This window comes from Paenibacillus endoradicis (assembly GCF_024721975.1).
Genome location: NZ_JANQBB010000001.1, coordinates 158,921 through 178,937 on the forward strand (window position 1 = coordinate 158,921; position 20,017 = coordinate 178,937).

The window sequence follows — 20,017 nt, forward strand, 5'->3', positions numbered from 1 at the left end:
GGATTTCCCAAGTTCGCTGATGTCGGATATACTTCTTAGCCATTCATCGTTATCAAAGTCCGCTTATTGAACTTCCTCTAAAGTTTACTTTTGTAACTGCTCGAACTCCTTCTGGTCTATCGGACGCACCAACGAAGTAACTTTTGTTTTCTCTAATGCAAGGACAATATAATACGCGAAAATACCTGTGAAGATAAATGCGCTAATAACTCGTAATCCATACTTTACGATTAAAGCCCAAGTTTCAAGATCTGCATAACCATAACCAAGGTCTAACATAAAACTTCCTAAGCATGAGAGAACTCCAGCAAAACCTGCAACGACTAGATTATGTTTTTTGTATCTGAAACTAGCAAATACAAGTTCTGCAGCAAGTCCTTGTACAAATCCATAGATTAATACTTCTAAGCCTGCCGATGCAAGAATTGAGGATAGTGCAGCACCAGCGATACTAGCGATAAGAGCAGCCCCAGGTTTACGTACCACTAAATATGCGAATGGACCCACCATGAACCACATACCATAGAACAGCTGACGTAAAGTAGGAAGGAGTGGCTTAATTACGTCATAAAGCGAATTCCAAAAATGCATAATAACTCCGAAAACAATTCCAATCATCATGATAACTACAACATCTGTAAGCTTTAATTTTTTCACATTGCTAACCTCCAAATAATTTATATGGTGGAAGCATAAAAAGACCGTCTGGTAATACGCAGACGGTCAGAAAAATTTCTTCTTGAACCCCATTCTCTACGCTGGTATTATCCAGTTCAGATCAACGGTCAGTAGCGGTAACTAGCTACTATCTCAGCCTGATTCCTCAAGCACCCGGACGGTTTCATATGCAACTGTCTTATAACTTACTACAATTTGCCATATTATACAATAGTTTTAGAGAACAAAGTTTCCATTGAAGTAAAAAGTCTAAACTTTCTCGTATGTTTTCAAGCCTGGGTGAGTGAAGCTAGAAAATTGATCAAGTAAGTCCGCAGCATCGTTAGCTACAAGATTCATCTCTTTGTACATTGGCTTCAAAAACTGTTCTTGCTGCATATGATCGAAAAATGATAAGAGATGATCATAATAGCCATTCACATTCAATAAGCCACATGGTTTCTGATGTAAACCGATCTGACTCCAAGTAAATACTTCGAAAAACTCTTCCATCGTACCAGGTCCGCCTGGTAATGCAATAAAGCCATCGGCTAATTCGATCATCTTATGTTTACGCTCGTGCATATTGTCCACTTTAATGAGCTCGGTAAGGCCATGATGCGAAATTTCGCGTTGCTCAAGTAATGTGGGAATGACTCCAATAACTTCTCCACCTTCTTGAAGTACCGTATCAGCGACGATCCCCATAATTCCGACAGACGCTCCACCATATACTAGTGTTAGCTTTCGTCTAACTAATTCTTTACCGAGTTTTATCGCTGCATCACGATATACTTCGGATGCCCCCATACTCGAACCACAATATACTGCAATTGTTTTCATAATAGTCCTCAATTCTAATTAATTGTGTATCTATATCTTGTGTGATTATACTACTTTTATAAGCGAATAGTCTATATATATGTAATTATGAAGGATTTAAAAAAACACCCTATAAGGTAGACTGTTAATAGTGTCTACTCTATAGGGTCAATATCCAAATATATTAGTTAGCTATATCATCGGGATAAACAATCGTATCAAAAACTTCATTGGTGGTTGCATCTTGAATTTCAATGGTTGCTTTTACTTTATCAGAAGCAACGCCATTAAAGTTTTGGTAGTACATACTTTGGATACCGATTCCGAATGATGCAAAAGCATCAAATCCGCCTTCAAAAGCTGCTTTATCAACGATTAGTGTGAACTCTGTAAGATCATCATTGTACTTAACGTCTTTTATTGAAGTGAAATCATCACTTGTTTTCATATCTTCAAGAGACAGAATTACTTCTTCTTTCATTTCTTTCATCATATTGCTATGAACTAATTTGGGATATGTATACGTAACAGATCCATCATCGTTGATTTTTGCATCTTTAACACCTTCGTCTTTTGCAGCAGCAATTACTTCGTCCATGTTTTTATCCTTAAACATAGAAGCGGGCAGAGTAATATCTACAGTTAGTATATTTTTATCTACTTCGATAGATGAAATTCTATCTGTGTCGGCAGATTCATTGTTAGTTGCAGGAGAATTAGTAGTACCTTCTTTTGCTTGTTCGTTGTTCTTAATTGCAGAATCGTTATTGCCCTCAGATGAAGAGCAACCTGCTAGAAGAAATATTGAAGTAATAATAGCAATTGTGACTTTGTTAAATGTTGACACTAATGAATGTACCTCCTTTGTAATATGTTGGTTTATTATATCATTAAATGAAGGATTAAACTATTAAATCATTCATTTACAAATCTATGATCGCGGCAAGAACGGTATTATTAAAGTAATCGACATACATATTTTTGAATGGTTTTTGGTGATCTAGTTCCACAGAAAAATGAACAGTTACCGTTTGATAAATAGGATCTACACAAAGGAAAGGACCAGCTGCACCCCAATGTGAATACGCATTTGCAGATAATAGGTCACCGCCATCTCTCTTCGTTCCGTTAATCGCCCAGCCGTATCCCCAGTACGCTTCAGGAAAAACTTCATCTCTATATTGTGATGAGACTCCAGGAATTTGATTACGAGTCATTTCTTTTACAGTTACAGGACTAAGTAGTCTTACCCCGTTATAGATTCCACCGTTAAGAAACGTTTGACCGAAAATAGCGAGATCCATCGCAGTTGAGTAAGCTCCGCCGCCAGCTGATATTGAATTTAATTGGTATTCGGACTCTATCCATTCGGCACAAGCAGCTTCTGGTATACGTCTAACCACTTTTTTTCTTACTTCTTGCGGAACACAGTAATAGGTGTTCGTCATACCAATGGGTTGAAAGAGATTTTCATGAACAAATTTATCATAAGCTTGTCCACTAACTCGTCGTATGATTTCACCCAATAGCTCATAACCATAACCAGAATAAGACATAATGGTTCCTGGTTCGCTGATGAGGGGAGCAGTATAACCGCTGTATAAAAAGCTATGAATATCCGGATCTTGATTAGGCTCAGGTTCTGGAATTTCACCTTTTTCACGTAAAGCAATTTCATTACTGCGAATAGCTTCGGTGTCTAGACCAGAAGTGTGTGTTAACAAATGATGCACACAAACGTTAGTTTTTCCTTCTCCAGTAAACTCAGGGATATAATCTGATACAGGTCTGTTAAGTCCGATACGCCCTTGCTCAACTAACATCATAATAGATGTGGCTGTAAATAATTTCGTTATAGAGCATAGTGGAAATAACGCATCGACAGTTAATTTTGGTGCTTCTGGCTCAGGTCCGAATTTTCCATCCGCTTGATGTACAAGTAAAGTTCCTCTTCTCGCAGCGACAATAACTTGCGTTGGCGTAATGTTATCTTCAACCATTTGTGTTGCTGCTGTTCGAATACGTTGAACCCCATCGACTGATATACCTGCTTGTTCCAGCGAACTGAATGATATCTCTTTCATATGAAATCCCCCTTTAGATATAATTATTAATGAATCTATTAATAAACACATAAATATATTAACATTACTGGAATCAATTAGTAAAATAGTTCTTGTGAAAATTACTTAATGATAGTAATAAGCGAGAACAAAAAGCTGATATCAGAGTTCTTCATTTCCGAGATAAACCGTGTCTCAAATAATTATATTTAGCATTATAAAACTCATGAGGGGGCTTCATTAGCGCACGTTTCTCGATGCGAGAAACATAACTCCGACTAATCCCAAGATCTTTCGTTGTTTTAAACTATACTTCGTAAGCAATATCATCTATATCTTCACAACGGATGTCGCACAGAGTGATTTCGTTTCAATTTTTAGAAGTGCAAATAAGAACATGATAGGATACATCTTAATGAGACCGCTTTAAATATATTTTAGATACCAATTATGTTAAATTATAATATATTAGTTGTTAGCTAATTATTTTAACTACTACCTTAAAAAGTAAGGTAGTACCTAATATTGAAGAGGTGTTACATATGCTCGTATGGATGTTACGGCAGGTTATTGCCAAAAAAGAGATTTGGACAGGTGCTGAGCTAGCTAGACTTTTAAAGGAGAGAGCTAATTACAATTTGTCTGCTGCTTCAATTAGTGCTTTATTAACCAGTCAACCTAGACAAATGAAAAGCGATACACTAGATGCTTTGTGCACGACATTGGAATGTACACCTAATGATTTGTGGGTGTATGTGCCTCCACAAAATGTAAAAGGAGCTTAAGTATGAGTATAAAGGGCATTCTACCCTTCGGAGATCCAATATTACGGAAAATTGCTAAGCCAGTCGTAGATCTACATGGTAAAACGATCAGACTGTTAGACGATATGATTGATACCCTATATGAAACTGACGGTCGTGCTGGTCTTGCTGCACCTCAAGTAGGTATTCTAAGACAATTGATTGTAATGGACTGTGGAGAAGGTTTAATTGAACTGATTAATCCTGAAATATTAGACATGTCCGGTGAGCAAGTTGGCACTGAAGCATGCTTATCCTATCCAGGTTATTGGGGTTATGTTAAGAGAGCGAATAAAGTAAAGATAAAATCTCTAACTAGAGAAGGAGATGAAGTAATTCTTATTGGAGAAGATTATCTTGCGCGTTGTATGCAACATGAAATTGATCATTTAAAGGGAATTCTCTTTGTCGATCACGTTCAAGAAGGTTGGTTATATAATGAGCACACCAAGCAAAGAATTGACTTGCATAAAGTTATTAGATTAACTAATCAAGGCATGTAATCGTAATTTACTTTTCAGTATAGATTCCTATTCCCATGAAAAAAAGCACCTTAAGTTAGGGGTACGATTTATTTTACGTAATCGTATTTCCAACTTAAGGGGCTTTAATTTGGCTATGTTATAGGCGTGTTCTTCATTTACGAGATAAGCTTTGTCTCACGTTACTACCTCTTCCCCTTATAAAACTCATGATAAAGCTTCATTAACGCACGTTTCTCGATTCGAGACACATAGCTGCGACTAATCCCCAAATCCTTCGCAATCTCACGCTGTGTACGTTCATCTCCGCCATTGAGCAGACCGAACCTCGTAATGACAACTTCTTTCTCGCGATCATCTAATATACTCAAGTTTTTATAAATTTTACTTTTTTCCATTTCAAGCTGTACTTGATCAGCAATATCGTCAATATCATTTCCGAGAATGTCGATCAAAGTAATTTCATTGCCTTCCTTATCAGTTCCAATCGGATCATGCAAGGAGACATCTTTACGAGTTTTCTTCAAAGATCTTAGATGCATAAGTATTTCGTTCTCAATACATCGAGCGGCAAAGGTAGCAAGCTTAGTTCCTTTGCCAGTCTGAAAACTTTCAATCGCTTTTATTAAGCCTATCGTTCCGATGGAAATGAGATCTTCTTGATCTTCGCCAGTATTATCAAACTTCTTGACGATGTGTACGAAGTCCGACGTAATGCTTTCGTGCTGCAGAAGCGTGTGCTGATAGTGAAGCAGGGGAAGGAGAGACGTAAGGTTTTGGTGGACAAGCTGTGAAGAGGGAGTGATTTTTTCATTGACTCAGTATGGAGGTGTATATTAAAGATATAACATTAATTGAATATATGGTAAAATTTGATGTAATTAGACATTAATCTATCTTATTAGTCATGGGTTAAATTCTAATTGTCTATTTTGTTAGATCAATTAATTAAAAAATCTATAAGAAGAGTACCTGTTGCTACTTATAAGGAGAAATTAATATGTTTACTGAGAGGTTTGCGCAAGGATTATATTTGATTTCTAATGCAGTTGAACCTAGAGAAGTATTAGAAGCATGGATATTTATGGATAACGAAGATGGTACTCGAGCAATAGTTTCGCTTGAAAACTATCACAGAAGTGCATATCCTGCGGGGATAAAAAAACTAATTGATAATGCAGATAGTCATTTTATTCCATATTTTGCTTCTGAAAAACTTTATTTTATTGAAAACGAATTGCTTGCAGAAATAATTACTAATCAATCTGCTGATACGAAATTTGAACTAGATTATTCTATAATGCTTGATACAAACTATGCTAGTTACATTGATAACTTTGTTAGAAATACTAATTGGTCAGGTATGAACAACGAGGTGTTTCAAACAATTGATTTATTAATAAGGGGAAACTTTCATTATGATTATTTGTTTTATATGATCGAAAATTATAAAAATTCATTTAAACTGGATGATTTAGAGGATGCAGTCTCTAAAAAGGATAAGAGGGCAAAATTTTATCGTAATTTGGTTAGTATGGAATTATTTAAATCCATAGATTCAAAGAACTACATTGAAAAGGGTAAATTATCCTACTTAATTAACGAAGATGAAGCATTGATCTCGGCAGATCAGATTTTCAATGGTCTCTTTAATTCGAGTAAAATTGACGAGATGATGGACACTTTTCAACAAATTCATAAGGCTATGGTTCTTTTAATTATTGGGACACTCCAAATTAAATTTGGATCTAAGACAACTGTTCCAAGAAGGGTAGAGAGATTGTTCGAATTCGCTAATAATGTGCTAGGAATTTATTATGAAAGAGAATTCATTGTTGCACACATGTTTTTTTTAGACTCTAAAAATGTGAATATGTTGAATAAAGTAAACAAAGGTATGAATTCAGAAAAGCTTTTGCGACAAATTGAAAATATAGCATGGGATTTCTCTGTTCCGCGGATTATGGAGTATTGGCTTAAATTAGGAGGGAAAGGAAGGTTTTTTATTCCGTTTTTTCTAACTAATGATTATAATTTGAGGCAACTGTTAAGTTTGTTCAAAGTTAAGGGGTTGATATTTAACAAGACGGGGGGGCTAATTGTACCCTTTCCGAGTTTCAATTCAAATGAATATTTTAAAAAACATAATTGTGATATCGAAAAACACTTTACGGATGAGGTTAAAGCACAAAGAAAAACTACTTATCGAAAGAACTGTGAGGATAATTTCAGTGTTATAAGTGAAGAGTTTGATAAATTAGTCTGTATCCTTAAAACGTAGTTAGTGTTTCACTAGAGATGCCAGATAATTCATGTGAACCTTTCACGGTGCGGGATTTACGTCTCTTGATTGTCAGATATGTAATCAGAGTAGATAAAGTAGGTTAGAAACTATCCCGCTTATGATACTTACCTTCTAAGGATGGATCATTTTGGGGTTATGAAAATAAATATTTAATGGGGGTATTTATGTTTAGTCCATTTGAACAAAACGTCATAGCTGTAGTATGGGATTTTGATAAAACACTTATCAGTGAATATATGCAAACTCCAATTTTTGAAAAATATAGTGTGGATGGTTCACTATTTTGGCAAGAAGTAAATGAGCTTGAAGAAAAGTATAAGATACAGAAACCGGATATTAGAATAAATAGTGACACAATTTATCTGAATCATTTTTTAACATGTGTTCGTCAAGGAATATTTAAGGGATTAAATAATTCTATATTATTCGAGTTAGGAAAAGAGTTGAAGTATTATCCAGGAATGCCGGATTTTTTAGCACATTCAAAAGAATTAATAGATAACAATGAAAAATATCAAAAGTATAATATAACGGTTGAACATTATATTGTTAGTACAGGCATGGCGGAAATGATTAGGGGATCTCAGATTGCGAAGTATGTAAAAGGTATATGGGGGTGTGAATTTATTGAAGAACCAATAAAATCCACAATTGAATTTAAGGAATATGAAAAGACAACCATTCCGTATAATGAAGAAAAAGAGATTACACAGATAGGGTATACAGTTGATAATACTTCTAAAACAAGAGCGATATTTGAAATAAATAAAGGCACTAATATTAACGAAGAAATTAATGTTAATTCTTCTATTGACAGGGCTATTAGAAGAATACCATTCGATCAGATTATTTATGTAGCTGATGGTCCCAGCGATGTTCCCGCATTTTCCATGTTAAAACAAAATGGAGGCAGTACATTTGCAGTTTATCCTAAAGGTGGGCTAAAGGAATTTCGACAGGTGGATCAACTCAGAGTTGATAAAAGAATTGATATGTATGGAGAAGCTGACTATCGTGAGAATACGACAACATATTTATGGCTAATAAACAAAATTAGAGATATTGCAAATCAAATACATTATAGAAAAGGACAAATAATTTCTCAGAGTTATTCAAAAGCACCGGGACATATCAATGATTAGTATATTCAAGAAGAATTATAGATCTTCGTACAGTTCTAATTGAAGATTTCATATCGAAACTAGTTATTTCACTTATAAGTCAGCCTGAGCATATATCCAATATGAAGAATTACTCCTGTGATATCCATACAAAAAGCACTTTTAAGTTGGGATTGCGATTTATTTTACAAAATCGTAATCCCAACTTAGAGGTGCATTCATTTGTTGGTATTATATCTTATATTCCGACTATCAGCTTTATTTTTTAGCAATTACCTCTTCCCCTTATAAAATTCATGATAGAGCTTCATCAACGCACGCTTCTCTATTCTAGAAACATAACTCCTACTTATTCCAAGATCCTTAGCAATTTCACGCTGAGTACGCTCATCCCCACCATTGAGCAGTCCAAATCGGGTAATGACAACCTCTTTTTCACGATCATCTAATATACTCAAGTTTTTATATATTTTACTTTTTTCCATTTCTAATTGTACTTGATCGGCAATATAATCGATCTCATTGCCTTCTTTATCAGTGCCAATCGGATCATGCAAAGAAACGTCTTTACGAGTCTTTTTCAAAGATCTGAGGTGCATAAGTATTTCGTTCTCAATACATCTTGCGGCAAAGGTAGCGAGCTTTGTACCTTTACCAGTTTGAAAGCTTTCAATCGCTTTAATTAAGCCGATCGTTCCGATGAAAATGAGATCTTCTTGATCTTCGCCAGTGTTATCGAATTTTTTGTCGATATGGTCGAAGTCCGACGCAATGCTTTTGTGCTGCAGCAGCGTGTGCTGATAGTGAAGAAGGGGAAAGAGAGACGTAAGGTGTTGGTGAACAGGCAGTGAGGGAGAGTTTCTTTCATTATAAACAGTGTTAGGTAATATATTCAAGATATAACATTAATTGAGATTATGGTAAAATTAATGTGTGAAGATATTAATCTATCTTATTAGTCATGTGTTGAATTATTAATATATATTTTGTTAGATGTCACACGTGCTTCATATAAAGGATGTTATATACAATCGGACTTAATGGGAAATATGTCTAAATATGTGGACATATTTGGAATAACCTTTATTATATATACTAGATTGATTTATTGGAGGGGTTCTAATTGACTAATGAACAACTTATTGAAGAGAAGGGAATCTTGCTGAATAGGCTCGATATAATAATTCAAGTTTTAAGAGATAGAAGTAAGAATGCGATGGGAATGTTCTTCTCAACCTTTTTACCTTCAATAAACAGAAGATTAAATGACTTTGCAATTGAATGTTTAGAATTAGAAAAGGAGATAAATACGACTGTATTATCAGTAAACAATATATATGAATTTAAACATAAGATAACAATACTTGAAATTAAATTTAATTCAACATATACAAGATTGAACTTTTTTCCTGCTTTTCTTTCGGTTTATGTTGGGAGCTTTTTAGTTGTACTATTGATATCATTCTTTGATGTGCCTGGATGGATAAATAATTTTTTCGGAGTGTCCACTTCTAGCAAACTAATTAGTTTTGGTATTGCTGGAGCACTATTGTACATGGCAACAAAATTACTGACTCATATCGAAAGTAACCAGCTTAATAACAAACAATTAGCTTCTGTACTAGATGTTTCAATACGGTTAATGTTAGCAATTGTTGTTCCTATTGTTCTGGTGGTTATCTTTTTTAAGCCTGATGGAACACTGGGCGATTTCTCAGTTTCTCCTGAACTATTGAGCTTTGTATGTGGATATAGTGCAAAAATTGTGATTGACATATTTAATAAATTGGTCGAAAAAGTATCTAAAATGATCGAGGCAATCTAGCTTTTATCCAACCTAGCATAATTATGCTAGGTTTTTAAATTATGGATAACTCGAGATGGTCCGACAGCATATAACAATGTGTTCACGCATCGGGGCATTAGCCCCTCGGTCCGGACAGATGATATTGGCAGGGAAGCAATAGCAGCCGGACACACTCGACTTCGTCGAGCGTCGTGAACACAAGAGGTGTTATATGAATTACCTAAAATACTTAACATTAAAAATGGGGGTTAATAAATGGAGAACAATGAAAAAAATATTGATGAAATTATCAAATGGTATGTGAATAGCAGACCAACCTATAAAAATCTTGCTAATAAAGTCGAATCAATTATTAGGGAAGTATTGAATAGTTCAGGCATTTCGTATTATACAATTTCAAGTCGAGCAAAAGATATTGAGAGCTTTTCAAAAAAGGCTAGTAAAGAGAAGTACAAAGATCCTAAAAGTGAAATTAAGGATATGGCTGGAATAAGAGTTATTATGTTTGTTAAGAGTGAAGTCTTACAATGTTGCGAGATAATTAAGCCATTATTTAATATTGATCCTGATCATAGTATAGACAAAACAAAGGAACTTGGGAATGATAAGGTTGGTTATAGATCGATTCATTATGTAGCGAAATTAACAGATGAAAGGCTTAGATTACCCGAATATAATGTGTTTAAAGATTTAAATTTCGAGATACAAGTTAGAACTATACTTGAGCATGCTTGGGCAGATATTTCGCATGATAGAAATTACAAATTTATCGGTGACTTACCTACAGAAAATGATATTCAGAGAAGATTCTCTCTTGCAGCTGCTACATTAGAGTTAGTTGATAGAGAATTTGATAACTTGGCAAAAGAGATAAATACCTACGATAAAGAAGTTAGTTACAAGGTAGAAAATGATGATTTGAATGTTTTGATTAATACTACTTCATTAAGAAACTATTTGAATAATAAATTCAAAGAATTAATTGATAAGAACTTAATAGAACGTACATTCAATAAAGGGAGTAAAAAGATAGTTAGTGAACTGAAATTATATAGAATATCTACATTAGCGGACATCGATAAAATTATTGGAAATGATACGCATAAATTTGTGTATGAACCTACCAATTATATAGGCTTATTGAGGAACATTATGATGATTAACGATATAAATTTATATTTTGCGAAAGCATGGAGAAATTCTTGGACAGGCATAGATCGAAAAGACGTTAATTATTTCTCTTCTTTAGGGATAGATATAGAGACAATTATTAATACATATAATTTAATTGTTGACGAGAATGAAAAATATTATGATAAAGATTATTCTTTTGAAGACGAGTTCTTTTCAGATGATGAAGAAGTAAATTAATATAATAGTTTGATTGGTCGCTGAAGATGGTACTGCGTCTAACATTATATTCTCTCATCGGGCATTTTCTCTGGGTATGCAGAAAGTGATTCGGAGAAGTGTTGCAGACACATCCATTCCCCAAAGATAAAAACTATCTAAGGGGAATGAACGTGTGAATACCTAATCGTTAGCAGAAAGAAATCAAAGAATAGGATAATAACGTTATGTTAATACAAATGATTTTAGGATTTTTAGGATTGATATATTCACTTTCATCAATAATTTATACAATTTACCAATATATAAAAAAAAAGAAGATAAAAGATACACTTAATTATTCTTTTGATCTTGATATTTTGAGTCGTGTAAACACACGGAGAGAACAAAAGACATTGCTTTTTAGAATGTTATATATATTTCATAGTGGGACTAATAAAAACGTAATTGTATATTTACCATGTTTATCATATTTCTTCATAGTTAATTCACTTAAGGAGCCTAAAATACTTCAATATATTGGTATTTTTGTTTCGTTGGTTTTAATAGTTGGTATAGGGAAATTCATGTCTTTTTATGATTTCAAAGACAAACTATTCAACAGAGTTCAATACGTTATGAATTTATTCATTTTTTTAAATTATACGTTGGTTTTAATTTCAGTGTTCAGTGAAATTGGAACTAATATAAAATTACTTAGTGTAATAGTTGTACTTATTATATATTTCTCATTTGTATTTATTAGAAGTACAATAAACAATTTTTTTAATTTCCCTTTCCTTTTTGGAAATATTATTTTTTTTATATTAATTAATTTATTTTGTATAGGGTTAATATTTGGTTACGTGTATTTTCAGAACAATGAAATTTTTAAACTATATTCTGACTCGGAAATTGAGTTAATGATAAGAGATGGTTTTAACAGTGATTATCTTTATTACTATATGCTGATGATTATTTATAAGGGACTGATACCTTTTTATAGCTATTCAGAAATTACTTTGAATGAAGATTTATTTGAAAAGTATGGTTATATTGTCGTACTACCATTTTTTCAATTTATTTTAGGAATAATATTTTCTGTTTGTATCCTTAGTTTTATAATCTCGGGCTTAGTCTCTAGAACTGTAAGACCAGTCAGTAGTTGATCGATAAAGCAAGTTCCATCAGCTAACACTGTATTCACGCTTTGGCTCCACCTAGGTCACTGGTGAAGCTTTTGAGAAGTAAGTAGATTCATGTGACAACCTTGCATGAGCAAGGTTAGTGAATACAAGAAAGTTATCAGAAATGGCTGTAAAACATACTCTAGTGCTAAACTAACAGTATAGAATGTAGCTATGTCGTATTTTAAAATATTACTGGATTATGTGAGAAGAATAATCATCATCGTATAAAAGATTTCTCAGTAAAAAGAAATGAAACTCTAGCTAGTTATTTTATAAGGCTTTATTCTCATTTAAAAACTAGAGCTGTTGGCATAATTGAATTTGATATATTAAATCATCAAGCTACTTTACTCTACAGTAGCAATTGAAATAGTCTTATTAACATCATAATTTCGAAGATCAAAAACGATTTCACTTAGTGAGATCGTTTTTTTTATTCACCCCAAATATATTGATTGGAAAATATAGATTAATACTTGCCTCAACACATTCCCCTTATACAAGCCGCATATAGTGTAGAAATAGTCTGAAGGAGTTGGGACCATGTCGAGCTTTTCTAAAGATTGGCTACACGAAAATTTAAAGTTACTGCTTTTGAATCAGAAAGGTATTACGCAGGAATCTCTACAATATCTTGTGCAAATTCATGAATTGAGCGAATTAAATGATCAAATTCAAGGGATTCTTAATCAACATTTATCTTCCCTTCTAAAAATGACCCATATTGCTAAAGTAGATATTCATGCTTTCTACGAGACCCAATCAGAACTGATCAGCGATAAATCTCAACAATCAACAGTGCAATTAAATACCTCGATTCATGATATTCAGCTTCGTACTCAAAAAATGGAACAGAAAGTAAATCAAATTAGTGACAATTCTAATCAGCTTTCACTTATCCTTGCCAAAATACAAGACTCACTAAGCAACCTATCAGATGAAATCAAGGTTCTGCAACAATCAACTAATCAACAGAGTAAATTAGAAATCACAAAAAAACCAGCTGAAATCAAAGGCGCCAAAACAATTAAAGAGCAGAAAAGCGGTACAGAAACCAGAGGTCGTAAACCAAATTCTAATCATATTGATTCGGTAGTTAATCATAATCAGGTTAACTCATCACATTCAAGTGATTCCATAAAAACTGCAGACCAACAAGATGTTGATACTCAATAATCCTATCTCATAATGATGAATTTAAAGTAACCTCTCAATCATCAAAAACAGTTACATCTGGAATTGCAGATAAAATCATTCAACAAGAAGATTCCACTAACGAGCACACTACTCAGGAACGAAAAAATTACGGAGAGACACTAACGGCTGAACAGTTATCTCTAGAGCTAATTGAAAATACAGAGTAACCATTCTCAAATAAAAATACATATTCTTAATTATGCATACTTTTTGAAAGATGGGTCATCCTATCCATAGAGGAATTGATAAAGGTTTCAACTCCATACTCTAACTGAGATAGCAAAAAGCTTGCAATCGCAGGATTAGATTGATTTAATTGTAAAATTGATTTCGTGACTTGAGATAATCTAAGTTCATATTCATTATTTGAATTCATCTTAGTTTCTAAAGGAAATAGATGAAGTTGTTCATTTAATGACATCAATACATCTAAATCAATGTTTTTCGTGTTCCCTCGTTCTAGATTACTTAAATAAGAAGGAGAAACGCCAAGTAATTCTGCAAACTTATTTAGCGAAAGCTTCTTTTGCTCTCTTGATATGCGAATCCTTTGACCAATGTTTTGCATCGTGCACCTCCATAAAATGAAAGGATAGAAGACATCTATGAAAAAACAAAAAGTGATGACCATTCTAGAACCTATGATTACAAGTATTACCTATGTTGAGGACTCTCAAGCAGCGAGTGAGTGGCTAAAGTTATATATTGAATTTCGTAAAGAAACGCTAATGTCCATGATTAATAAGGAGATTAACTAAATGATTTCAACTAAAAAGACGGTTGTATATTTGAGGAATTCAGCTGGATTTCAAGAAAATTCAATTGCACTTCAAAAAGAAAGAGCACTCTTGTGTGCAAACCAAAATGGTCTATTTATTGACGGTTTTTATGAGGATAAGGATACGTCAGCAGTGAAAAACTCGATAAAAGAAAGACATTGGCTATATCGTCTAATTAAAGATATTGAAGAAGAAAGAGTAGGCACGATTATCGTGTATAAGCGAGATCGATTGGCAAGAAAAGTTGAAGAACACATGATATTGTACGCTTTATTTGAAGAAAAAAAAGTTAAGGTTTATTTTAGTGCAGCCAATGAATTTCCAATGGTTTATTCACCGCAAGGTTTCACAATAGAATATCTATTAGCTTCATTTGCAGAAAATGAGGAAGTTCAATTAAAACAAAGGATTAGCGATACGAGAGCTGCAAAGTTCAAAACTGGAAAAACTATACCAGCCAATCTGCCATTTAGATATAAAAGGGAAGTAGGAGGAAGTGATGGAAAAAAGAAATTTCGCATAGTGTTAGTACCACATGAAATTAAAGTGGTAAAAACAATCTTTTCAACCTTGTTACATGGTAACTTTCAAACTTTAGATGATTTTCGAATCTACTTAAAAGTGAATCGAATAAGTACAAGAGGGAATTAATCGACAATGGGTAGTAAGAATATCGAAGATCTTATTTCTAATCGGACATACAAGGGAGAACTTGTTCGCAGATTTAGTGAAAATGTAATTACATTGCCTCTAGCAAGTCATTTGCATGTGCTTTCTAAGCAAGAATGGGATATAGCACAACAGATTCTTGAACAAATTAAACCTAACAAAGAAAAGTTACCTAAGATGACGTTTTTACTCGAAGGTCTTATTGTCTGTTGTCAATGCAATAAGAAAATGAAAGTTGTAGTAGAGAAACGTCAGAATAAATTTATTGGCTTCTATCAATGTAATAAGCACAAATATCGTTATGAAAAAAAAGAAATTGAGCTCAGAGTTTTAGGTGATGTACTTAGAGAGATGAGCTTGCATTTAATATCAGTCAAAGAGTATAAGTTTTTAAAACCTCTTGCAAAGAAAATACATGTTCATATCCAAACTTTTAATTCTGAGATTAATCATTTAATGGATGAGTATGCGAAGTTAATGGAGAAATATCTTACTTTAGATGATATAAAAATGAAAAGGACACTGTTAGAGCAATGCAATAATATTAGGAATAAGGTAGATGATAGACGTGAGCGGGTAAATCAACTTCAAATAATGGAAAACAACTTCAGATTAAATGCGAAGCCCGTAAAGGAAGTTGATAATTTTTTGAAGGATTTCAATAATTATTCTGATGAATATCGAGCAATATTATTGAAAAATGTGATTGCTGAAGTGAAAGGCTCAAAGCAAAGCATTCATATTGTGTACAAATACTTTGATCAAATATTAGGAGGACGAGATGAAATCTATGCTAAATAAAAGTGAGATTAAAGGTAAAATAGGAGCTTTTTATGGTCGGGTATCTACGAATGCACAAGACTTGAATATGCAACAAGAATCATGCCAGTTTTTCATACAAAAATATGAATGTAGTATTAATCACCGTTATACAGAAGAGCTGTCTGCAACACGCAATCCTCTAGAAAAACGTAAAGAGCTTATGAAGCTAATTGCTGATGCTGAAGAAGGTTTGTTTGATTTCGTTGTGATTTATAATCATGATCGTCTAGCAAGAAATCCGATAGAACATCTTAAAATTAGACGGATTTTTAATGAAATAGGTATTCCAGTCTATGCCTCCAGTACAGAGTCGAATTATAGCTATAAAGATATTTTAAGTAATGCATTAAGAGATAATTACAGTAAAGTGGAAGCAGATAATATTAGAGTCCGGATGAAGGATAGTATTTTAACACGAGTTCATCAAGGGAAATGGACAGGTGGAAAACTCCCTTATGGTGTAGAATATGTAAATCCTCTTCAAGAACTAAATATTGATTCAAAAAAGAAATTGCGATTTGTTAAGGATAAAATACTAGTAGTTCAGAAAATATATGAACTGTATATTAGTGGATTTGGATTTAAGGCAATTGCAAATTATGCTAATGAGCATAGATTAGATACAGGATTTCTTTGGTCGAAGGAACGAGTAAAGTTCATTGTTACTAATCCCATTTACGCTGGATATTTGAGTATTTATAAACGTAAAGCAAAATCTACAAATAGCACTAACGATAAAAATAGCTGGGAAATTCACAAGATGGAAGAATTAGAACCAATTATAGATAAGCATCTTTGGGAGCAATGCTTTGAATTGTATCGCAGTAGAAAAGAGAAAGAAGTAAGTAACCCTAGATATTTGACTACACCATATTTACTGAAGGATATTATTCATTGTAAGAATTGCAGACGGAAGCTATTAACAAAAGACCAACGAAGTAAAGGATACGGAGAGAAAATTTATTATTGTAGTGGCAATTAAAAGGAAGCTCCATGCGGTATTCGTATAAAAGCAGATGATCTAGATAAAGTCTTTGTGGAATTTTTATCTAAAACAATTTTAGGAGAAATTCATAAGACGACGGTTATGCAAAATATGATTAAACAAATTACAGAATATTATGAGGAGAAGGTTAGAAGCTTATTGTTCGAGCGACATGAGGTTGATCAATCGATAAGAAAATTAGAGAGTCAAATTATCCAAGTTGAGCAGCAACTCACTCAAATCGTAAAATTAGATGCTGAGAAAGCAAAGGATGAGATTAAAAATCTACAGATGTATCACAGTTATAACATGAATAAGAAGGAAACTTTGAAAACAAAGCTAGTTGAATTAAATCAAGAGGTCGATCGTATTCAAATGCTGCATATGGATGAAGAATCATTAAAAATTATGCTCAGAACAGATAAACCATTCAAAGATTGCCCACAGCACGTGCTTCGTAGAATGCTTACCTACTTGATTCCAGAAGCAGTTATTGATGGTAGCGGGAAAATCTCTATTAAGTCAGTTATTCATATAGCATAAAAAATCGTCTTGATATTCAAGACGATTTTTTTGTGCTTTCTTTTCTCGGTAAATGGGTGTACAAGCTATAAAATTCTCTGCTAAAGGGTGATAACGGCATGCCGTTATCACCCTTTAGCAGAGGTAAAACGACGAAAGATCCCTTGTAATATGGGGATTTTTGGGCTGAAGTGTTTTATTTATGGATCATTTGTGATGATCATTTTGCTTATCTCGGTTAATGGGTGAGTAACTTTATTATGGTTTTATAGTTGTTGGAAAGTATTGGGTGTAATATTAAGCAGTATTTTGTATAATTAATTGAAATTAGTTTTTCTTCGGTAATTAGGTACTACGAGATTCATGAATAAGATGTTATCGGAAATTACCCAAAAATAAGAAAGAGGTCAGTAAAGTGCTAGCAACATATATAATGTTTGGTTTTGCAATAGTTTTTGGAATTGTTTTATTTGGAGCGATGATTACACTCATAAAAAAGTACCCAAAAGTAGCAGTATGGGTGGAGTTGTTTGGATATTTCATTTTAATAATATCTATTATTTGGGTTATGTTTGATTTTACTGCTGCTAAACAAAATCAAGATGGTCAGAATTTAGTAATTAACGAAAAGTTAGATAATATTTGGAGTTATTTTAATAATTTAAATAGTTACTATTCAAATAATGACCTAAGTGAACTTCAAAATTCTTACTATGAAAAAACCAAGTATATTCGCACCGTCATAGATCCAATAAATAAAGAAGGTTGGACAAAAATACATGAATTAACCTCAAAAATACAACTAATATTAATTGCAATATCTGGAGCAATGATCCCCGCAGGTAGATTTAATGAGTTAATCGAAAGATTAAGAAAGAAAAATGTAGAGTAGCTCGAAGAAGAGGGTAACACCAGATTCACACTGCGGTCGTACGCTCTTGGTTGGAAGAAGATATATTGCAATGAATTAACTCACCAACACATTCATTTTACTAAAATAAGTGTTATCTAAAGGAAATGAACGTCGTGAATCCACGAATCGTTATATGTAATGTCCTAAATAATAAAAAATGGAGATGAAAAAATGGAAAACAACATTAAAAATAAAGTCGAAAGGGTAATTGCTAAGATAAGTAATCGTGATCACTATTTACTGAAGAATGATCTAAATGAACGGACAATTGCTCATAAATTTGCGACTTACCTTCAAGAAGAATTTAATGATTATGACGTGGATTGCGAATATAATAAAAAAGTTGATGAAGATAATGGTTCGAAAAATATCTACATACTGAAAGTAGAATGTGAAAAACTTCGAAAGAAGACAAGAAATGAAATATTAATTAACGATGAGGAATACTCGAAATTCTCAATATATCCGGACATTATTGTGCATCACAGAGGAAATAATGACAACAACCTATTAATTATTGAAATAAAGAAATCCACAAATGCGATAGATAGAAAGTTTGATTATAAGAAATTACAATGTTATACAGATAAGTCCCCATACAATAAACTTCATTATAAATATGGACTATTTATCGAATTCAAAACAGGGAATTTAGAATTAACGACACCGGAGTTAATTTGGTATAGAGATGGTGATGAATATATCTAAAAAAAGATCACACAGTATTCACACTCCGGCTATGACTTGGTCACGGTGATGCTATTAGCAGAGTAGTTGATTCAGGTGACAATCTTGCTTACGTAAGGTTCGTGAATACCTGAATGTTTTGTAAAACTAATTAAAGGAGAAAAACTATGAACACATTAATAAATATTGATTTGATTAATTGTATTGAGACAGTAATTGATAGAATCCAAGATAATAACATTTCTGATTTTAACGAATTAGCTTACATTTCAGTAACGAGTAAAAGTGAGTCATACTTTAGAGATAAGATCGCGATTGAATTACAAAAACGGTATAAAGACAAAGTGATCTCAAGAGAATATGTCTTTAGAAATGAAACTGATGATAAGAGCAATAAAAGATATGATCTAGCTATATATGACACGAATTTATCTTTACCTATCAAAATTATTGAATTAAAAAGTTGGTATGTCCATGACATTAGATCTAGTAAAGTGTGGAATGAAGTTATTTATGATTTGAAAAAAATAAATGAATTATCGATCGAATTGGATTTTGAATTCGTAATAATATTTACACATGTTATGGATTCTTATCATGATTTACATGATGGTATTATAAAATATCAATCTATGGTAAATGCGGATTATAAAAAACGAATTCAAATGAAATATCCAGAAGATATTGATAATTACTTTAATATGCGACTTACAGATATAAATTTTGAATTCAAGCGAATTGATACCAAATTAGGTAAGTATAGAAATAGAGATATTAAGAATTATATTTATGTTATTTCAAAAAAGAATTAGCTTCACCTTACACCAGATTCACGCTGCGGGCATGCGCCCTTGGTTGGAGATG

The 20,017-nt window shown here is 33.0% G+C and carries 23 protein-coding genes, 1 pseudogene and 1 riboswitch; of the genes and pseudogenes, 15 read left to right on the plus strand and 9 right to left on the minus strand.

What is annotated here, in order from left to right; translation table 11 throughout:
• Positions 1-84: 84 nt before the first annotated feature.
• From NV377_RS00680 to NV377_RS25855, 5 genes and pseudogenes are all read right to left on the minus strand, one after another.
• Positions 85-657, minus strand: a complete 573-nt coding sequence (locus NV377_RS00680) for an ECF transporter S component (RefSeq protein WP_258199260.1) — start codon at positions 655-657, stop codon at positions 85-87.
• A gap of 76 nt (positions 658-733) precedes the next feature.
• Positions 734-845: riboswitch (TPP riboswitch) on the minus strand.
• Positions 846-927: 82 nt separating this feature from the next.
• On the minus strand, positions 928-1,500 hold the full coding sequence (locus NV377_RS00685; RefSeq protein WP_258199261.1) for an LOG family protein: 573 nt from the start codon (positions 1,498-1,500) through the stop codon (positions 928-930).
• Positions 1,501-1,663: 163 nt separating this feature from the next.
• Entirely contained in the window at positions 1,664-2,326 is a 663-nt protein-coding gene (locus tag NV377_RS00690; RefSeq protein ID WP_258199262.1) for a hypothetical protein, read from the minus strand.
• Between the two features lie 76 nt (positions 2,327-2,402).
• Positions 2,403-3,563 carry a serine hydrolase domain-containing protein gene (locus NV377_RS00695; RefSeq protein WP_258199263.1) on the minus strand — a complete coding sequence of 387 codons (1,161 nt, stop codon included), beginning with the start codon at positions 3,561-3,563 and terminating at the stop codon, positions 2,403-2,405.
• A gap of 151 nt (positions 3,564-3,714) precedes the next feature.
• Positions 3,715-3,837 (minus strand): annotated as a pseudogene (locus tag NV377_RS25855) (RNA polymerase subunit sigma-70); the annotation flags it as partial.
• 247 nt (positions 3,838-4,084) lie between these two features.
• Between NV377_RS25855 and NV377_RS00700 the strand changes: the two are divergent.
• Both NV377_RS00700 and def read left to right on the plus strand, forming a co-directional pair.
• Entirely contained in the window at positions 4,085-4,327 is a 243-nt protein-coding gene (locus tag NV377_RS00700; protein WP_258199264.1) for a helix-turn-helix domain-containing protein, read from the plus strand.
• Between the two features lie 2 nt (positions 4,328-4,329).
• Positions 4,330-4,848 carry a peptide deformylase gene (gene def, locus NV377_RS00705; protein ID WP_258199265.1) on the plus strand — a complete coding sequence of 173 codons (519 nt, stop codon included), beginning with the start codon at positions 4,330-4,332 and terminating at the stop codon, positions 4,846-4,848.
• A gap of 164 nt (positions 4,849-5,012) precedes the next feature.
• Here the strand turns inward: def and sigK are convergent, their stop codons facing one another.
• A complete protein-coding gene (sigK, locus tag NV377_RS00710; RefSeq protein WP_258200325.1) occupies positions 5,013-5,582 on the minus strand; it encodes an RNA polymerase sporulation sigma factor SigK in 570 nt (189 codons plus the stop codon).
• Between the two features lie 245 nt (positions 5,583-5,827).
• On the opposite strand from sigK, the gene NV377_RS00715 reads away from it, so the two are divergent.
• Together NV377_RS00715 and NV377_RS00720 are read left to right on the plus strand one after the other, a co-directional pair.
• On the plus strand, positions 5,828-7,108 hold the full coding sequence (locus NV377_RS00715; RefSeq protein ID WP_258199266.1) for a hypothetical protein: 1,281 nt from the start codon (positions 5,828-5,830) through the stop codon (positions 7,106-7,108).
• Between the two features lie 188 nt (positions 7,109-7,296).
• Positions 7,297-8,274 (plus strand): hypothetical protein, encoded by a 978-nt coding sequence (locus NV377_RS00720; protein WP_258199267.1) that lies wholly within the window; start codon positions 7,297-7,299, stop codon positions 8,272-8,274.
• Positions 8,275-8,525: 251 nt separating this feature from the next.
• Here the strand turns inward: NV377_RS00720 and NV377_RS00725 are convergent, their stop codons facing one another.
• On the minus strand, positions 8,526-9,044 hold the full coding sequence (locus tag NV377_RS00725; protein ID WP_373425795.1) for a sigma-70 family RNA polymerase sigma factor: 519 nt from the start codon (positions 9,042-9,044) through the stop codon (positions 8,526-8,528).
• Between the two features lie 332 nt (positions 9,045-9,376).
• On the opposite strand from NV377_RS00725, the gene NV377_RS00730 reads away from it, so the two are divergent.
• Together NV377_RS00730 and NV377_RS00735 are read left to right on the plus strand one after the other, a co-directional pair.
• The gene (locus NV377_RS00730) at positions 9,377-10,078 is read left to right on the plus strand and encodes a DUF2304 family protein (protein WP_258199268.1); all 702 of its coding nucleotides are present in this window, start codon (positions 9,377-9,379) and stop codon (positions 10,076-10,078) included.
• Positions 10,079-10,315: 237 nt separating this feature from the next.
• Positions 10,316-11,431, plus strand: a complete 1,116-nt coding sequence (locus tag NV377_RS00735; protein WP_258199269.1) for a GTP pyrophosphokinase — start codon at positions 10,316-10,318, stop codon at positions 11,429-11,431.
• Between the two features lie 1,033 nt (positions 11,432-12,464).
• On the opposite strand, the gene NV377_RS00740 is transcribed toward NV377_RS00735, so the two are convergent.
• Positions 12,465-12,596, minus strand: coding sequence for a hypothetical protein (locus NV377_RS00740; protein ID WP_258199270.1), 132 nt, complete (start codon positions 12,594-12,596; stop codon positions 12,465-12,467).
• 526 nt (positions 12,597-13,122) lie between these two features.
• Here NV377_RS00740 and NV377_RS00745 point away from each other — a divergent pair.
• The gene (locus NV377_RS00745) at positions 13,123-13,755 is read left to right on the plus strand and encodes a hypothetical protein (protein WP_258199271.1); all 633 of its coding nucleotides are present in this window, start codon (positions 13,123-13,125) and stop codon (positions 13,753-13,755) included.
• A gap of 214 nt (positions 13,756-13,969) precedes the next feature.
• Here NV377_RS00745 and NV377_RS00750 read toward each other — a convergent pair whose 3' ends face one another.
• Entirely contained in the window at positions 13,970-14,344 is a 375-nt protein-coding gene (locus tag NV377_RS00750; protein WP_258199272.1) for a helix-turn-helix domain-containing protein, read from the minus strand.
• Positions 14,345-14,381: 37 nt separating this feature from the next.
• On the opposite strand from NV377_RS00750, the gene NV377_RS00755 reads away from it, so the two are divergent.
• The 8 genes from NV377_RS00755 to NV377_RS00790 all read left to right on the plus strand — a co-directional run bounded on the left by NV377_RS00755 (position 14,382) and on the right by NV377_RS00790 (position 19,965).
• Complete coding sequence (locus NV377_RS00755) at positions 14,382-14,534, plus strand: hypothetical protein (RefSeq protein WP_258199273.1); 153 nt, start codon at positions 14,382-14,384, stop codon at positions 14,532-14,534.
• Positions 14,535-15,206 carry a recombinase family protein gene (locus NV377_RS00760; protein WP_258199274.1) on the plus strand — a complete coding sequence of 224 codons (672 nt, stop codon included), beginning with the start codon at positions 14,535-14,537 and terminating at the stop codon, positions 15,204-15,206. It begins immediately after the preceding gene.
• 6 nt (positions 15,207-15,212) lie between these two features.
• Complete coding sequence (locus NV377_RS00765) at positions 15,213-16,025, plus strand: hypothetical protein (protein WP_258199275.1); 813 nt, start codon at positions 15,213-15,215, stop codon at positions 16,023-16,025.
• Positions 16,006-17,028: a recombinase family protein gene (locus NV377_RS00770; RefSeq protein ID WP_258199276.1), complete on the plus strand. Its 1,023-nt coding sequence runs from the start codon at positions 16,006-16,008 to the stop codon at positions 17,026-17,028. The genes NV377_RS00765 and NV377_RS00770 overlap by 20 nt, the downstream gene beginning before the upstream one ends.
• Before the next feature lie 105 nt (positions 17,029-17,133).
• Complete coding sequence (locus NV377_RS00775) at positions 17,134-17,574, plus strand: hypothetical protein (RefSeq protein WP_258199277.1); 441 nt, start codon at positions 17,134-17,136, stop codon at positions 17,572-17,574.
• 394 nt (positions 17,575-17,968) lie between these two features.
• The gene (locus NV377_RS00780; RefSeq protein ID WP_258199278.1) at positions 17,969-18,445 is read left to right on the plus strand and encodes a hypothetical protein; all 477 of its coding nucleotides are present in this window, start codon (positions 17,969-17,971) and stop codon (positions 18,443-18,445) included.
• A 192-nt stretch (positions 18,446-18,637) separates the two neighbouring features.
• On the plus strand, positions 18,638-19,174 hold the full coding sequence (locus NV377_RS00785) for a hypothetical protein (RefSeq protein WP_258199279.1): 537 nt from the start codon (positions 18,638-18,640) through the stop codon (positions 19,172-19,174).
• Between the two features lie 146 nt (positions 19,175-19,320).
• Positions 19,321-19,965 carry a hypothetical protein gene (locus tag NV377_RS00790; RefSeq protein ID WP_258199280.1) on the plus strand — a complete coding sequence of 215 codons (645 nt, stop codon included), beginning with the start codon at positions 19,321-19,323 and terminating at the stop codon, positions 19,963-19,965.
• The last annotated feature ends 52 nt before the right edge of the window (positions 19,966-20,017 follow it).

Bases quoted from the DNA above. Each gene is read 5' to 3' on its own strand.
- NV377_RS00715 (WP_258199266.1), top strand. From the start codon at position 5,828: ATGTTTACTGAGAGGTTTGCGCAAGGATTATATTTGATTTCTAATGCA.
- NV377_RS00755 (WP_258199273.1), top strand. From the start codon at position 14,382: ATGAAAAAACAAAAAGTGATGACCATTCTAGAACCTATGATTACAAGT.
- NV377_RS00785 (WP_258199279.1), top strand. From the start codon at position 18,638: ATGGAAAACAACATTAAAAATAAAGTCGAAAGGGTAATTGCTAAGATA.
- NV377_RS00770 (WP_258199276.1), top strand. From the start codon at position 16,006: ATGAAATCTATGCTAAATAAAAGTGAGATTAAAGGTAAAATAGGAGCT.
- def (WP_258199265.1), top strand. From the start codon at position 4,330: ATGAGTATAAAGGGCATTCTACCCTTCGGAGATCCAATATTACGGAAA.
- NV377_RS00720 (WP_258199267.1), top strand. From the start codon at position 7,297: ATGTTTAGTCCATTTGAACAAAACGTCATAGCTGTAGTATGGGATTTT.
- NV377_RS00695 (WP_258199263.1), bottom strand. From the start codon at position 3,563: ATGAAAGAGATATCATTCAGTTCGCTGGAACAAGCAGGTATATCAGTC.
- NV377_RS00735 (WP_258199269.1), top strand. From the start codon at position 10,316: ATGGAGAACAATGAAAAAAATATTGATGAAATTATCAAATGGTATGTG.
- NV377_RS00765 (WP_258199275.1), top strand. From the start codon at position 15,213: ATGGGTAGTAAGAATATCGAAGATCTTATTTCTAATCGGACATACAAG.
- NV377_RS00745 (WP_258199271.1), top strand. From the start codon at position 13,123: ATGTCGAGCTTTTCTAAAGATTGGCTACACGAAAATTTAAAGTTACTG.
- NV377_RS00700 (WP_258199264.1), top strand. From the start codon at position 4,085: ATGCTCGTATGGATGTTACGGCAGGTTATTGCCAAAAAAGAGATTTGG.
- NV377_RS00750 (WP_258199272.1), bottom strand. From the start codon at position 14,344: ATGCAAAACATTGGTCAAAGGATTCGCATATCAAGAGAGCAAAAGAAG.
- NV377_RS00760 (WP_258199274.1), top strand. From the start codon at position 14,535: ATGATTTCAACTAAAAAGACGGTTGTATATTTGAGGAATTCAGCTGGA.
- NV377_RS00775 (WP_258199277.1), top strand. From the start codon at position 17,134: ATGCAAAATATGATTAAACAAATTACAGAATATTATGAGGAGAAGGTT.
- NV377_RS00685 (WP_258199261.1), bottom strand. From the start codon at position 1,500: ATGAAAACAATTGCAGTATATTGTGGTTCGAGTATGGGGGCATCCGAA.
- NV377_RS00790 (WP_258199280.1), top strand. From the start codon at position 19,321: ATGAACACATTAATAAATATTGATTTGATTAATTGTATTGAGACAGTA.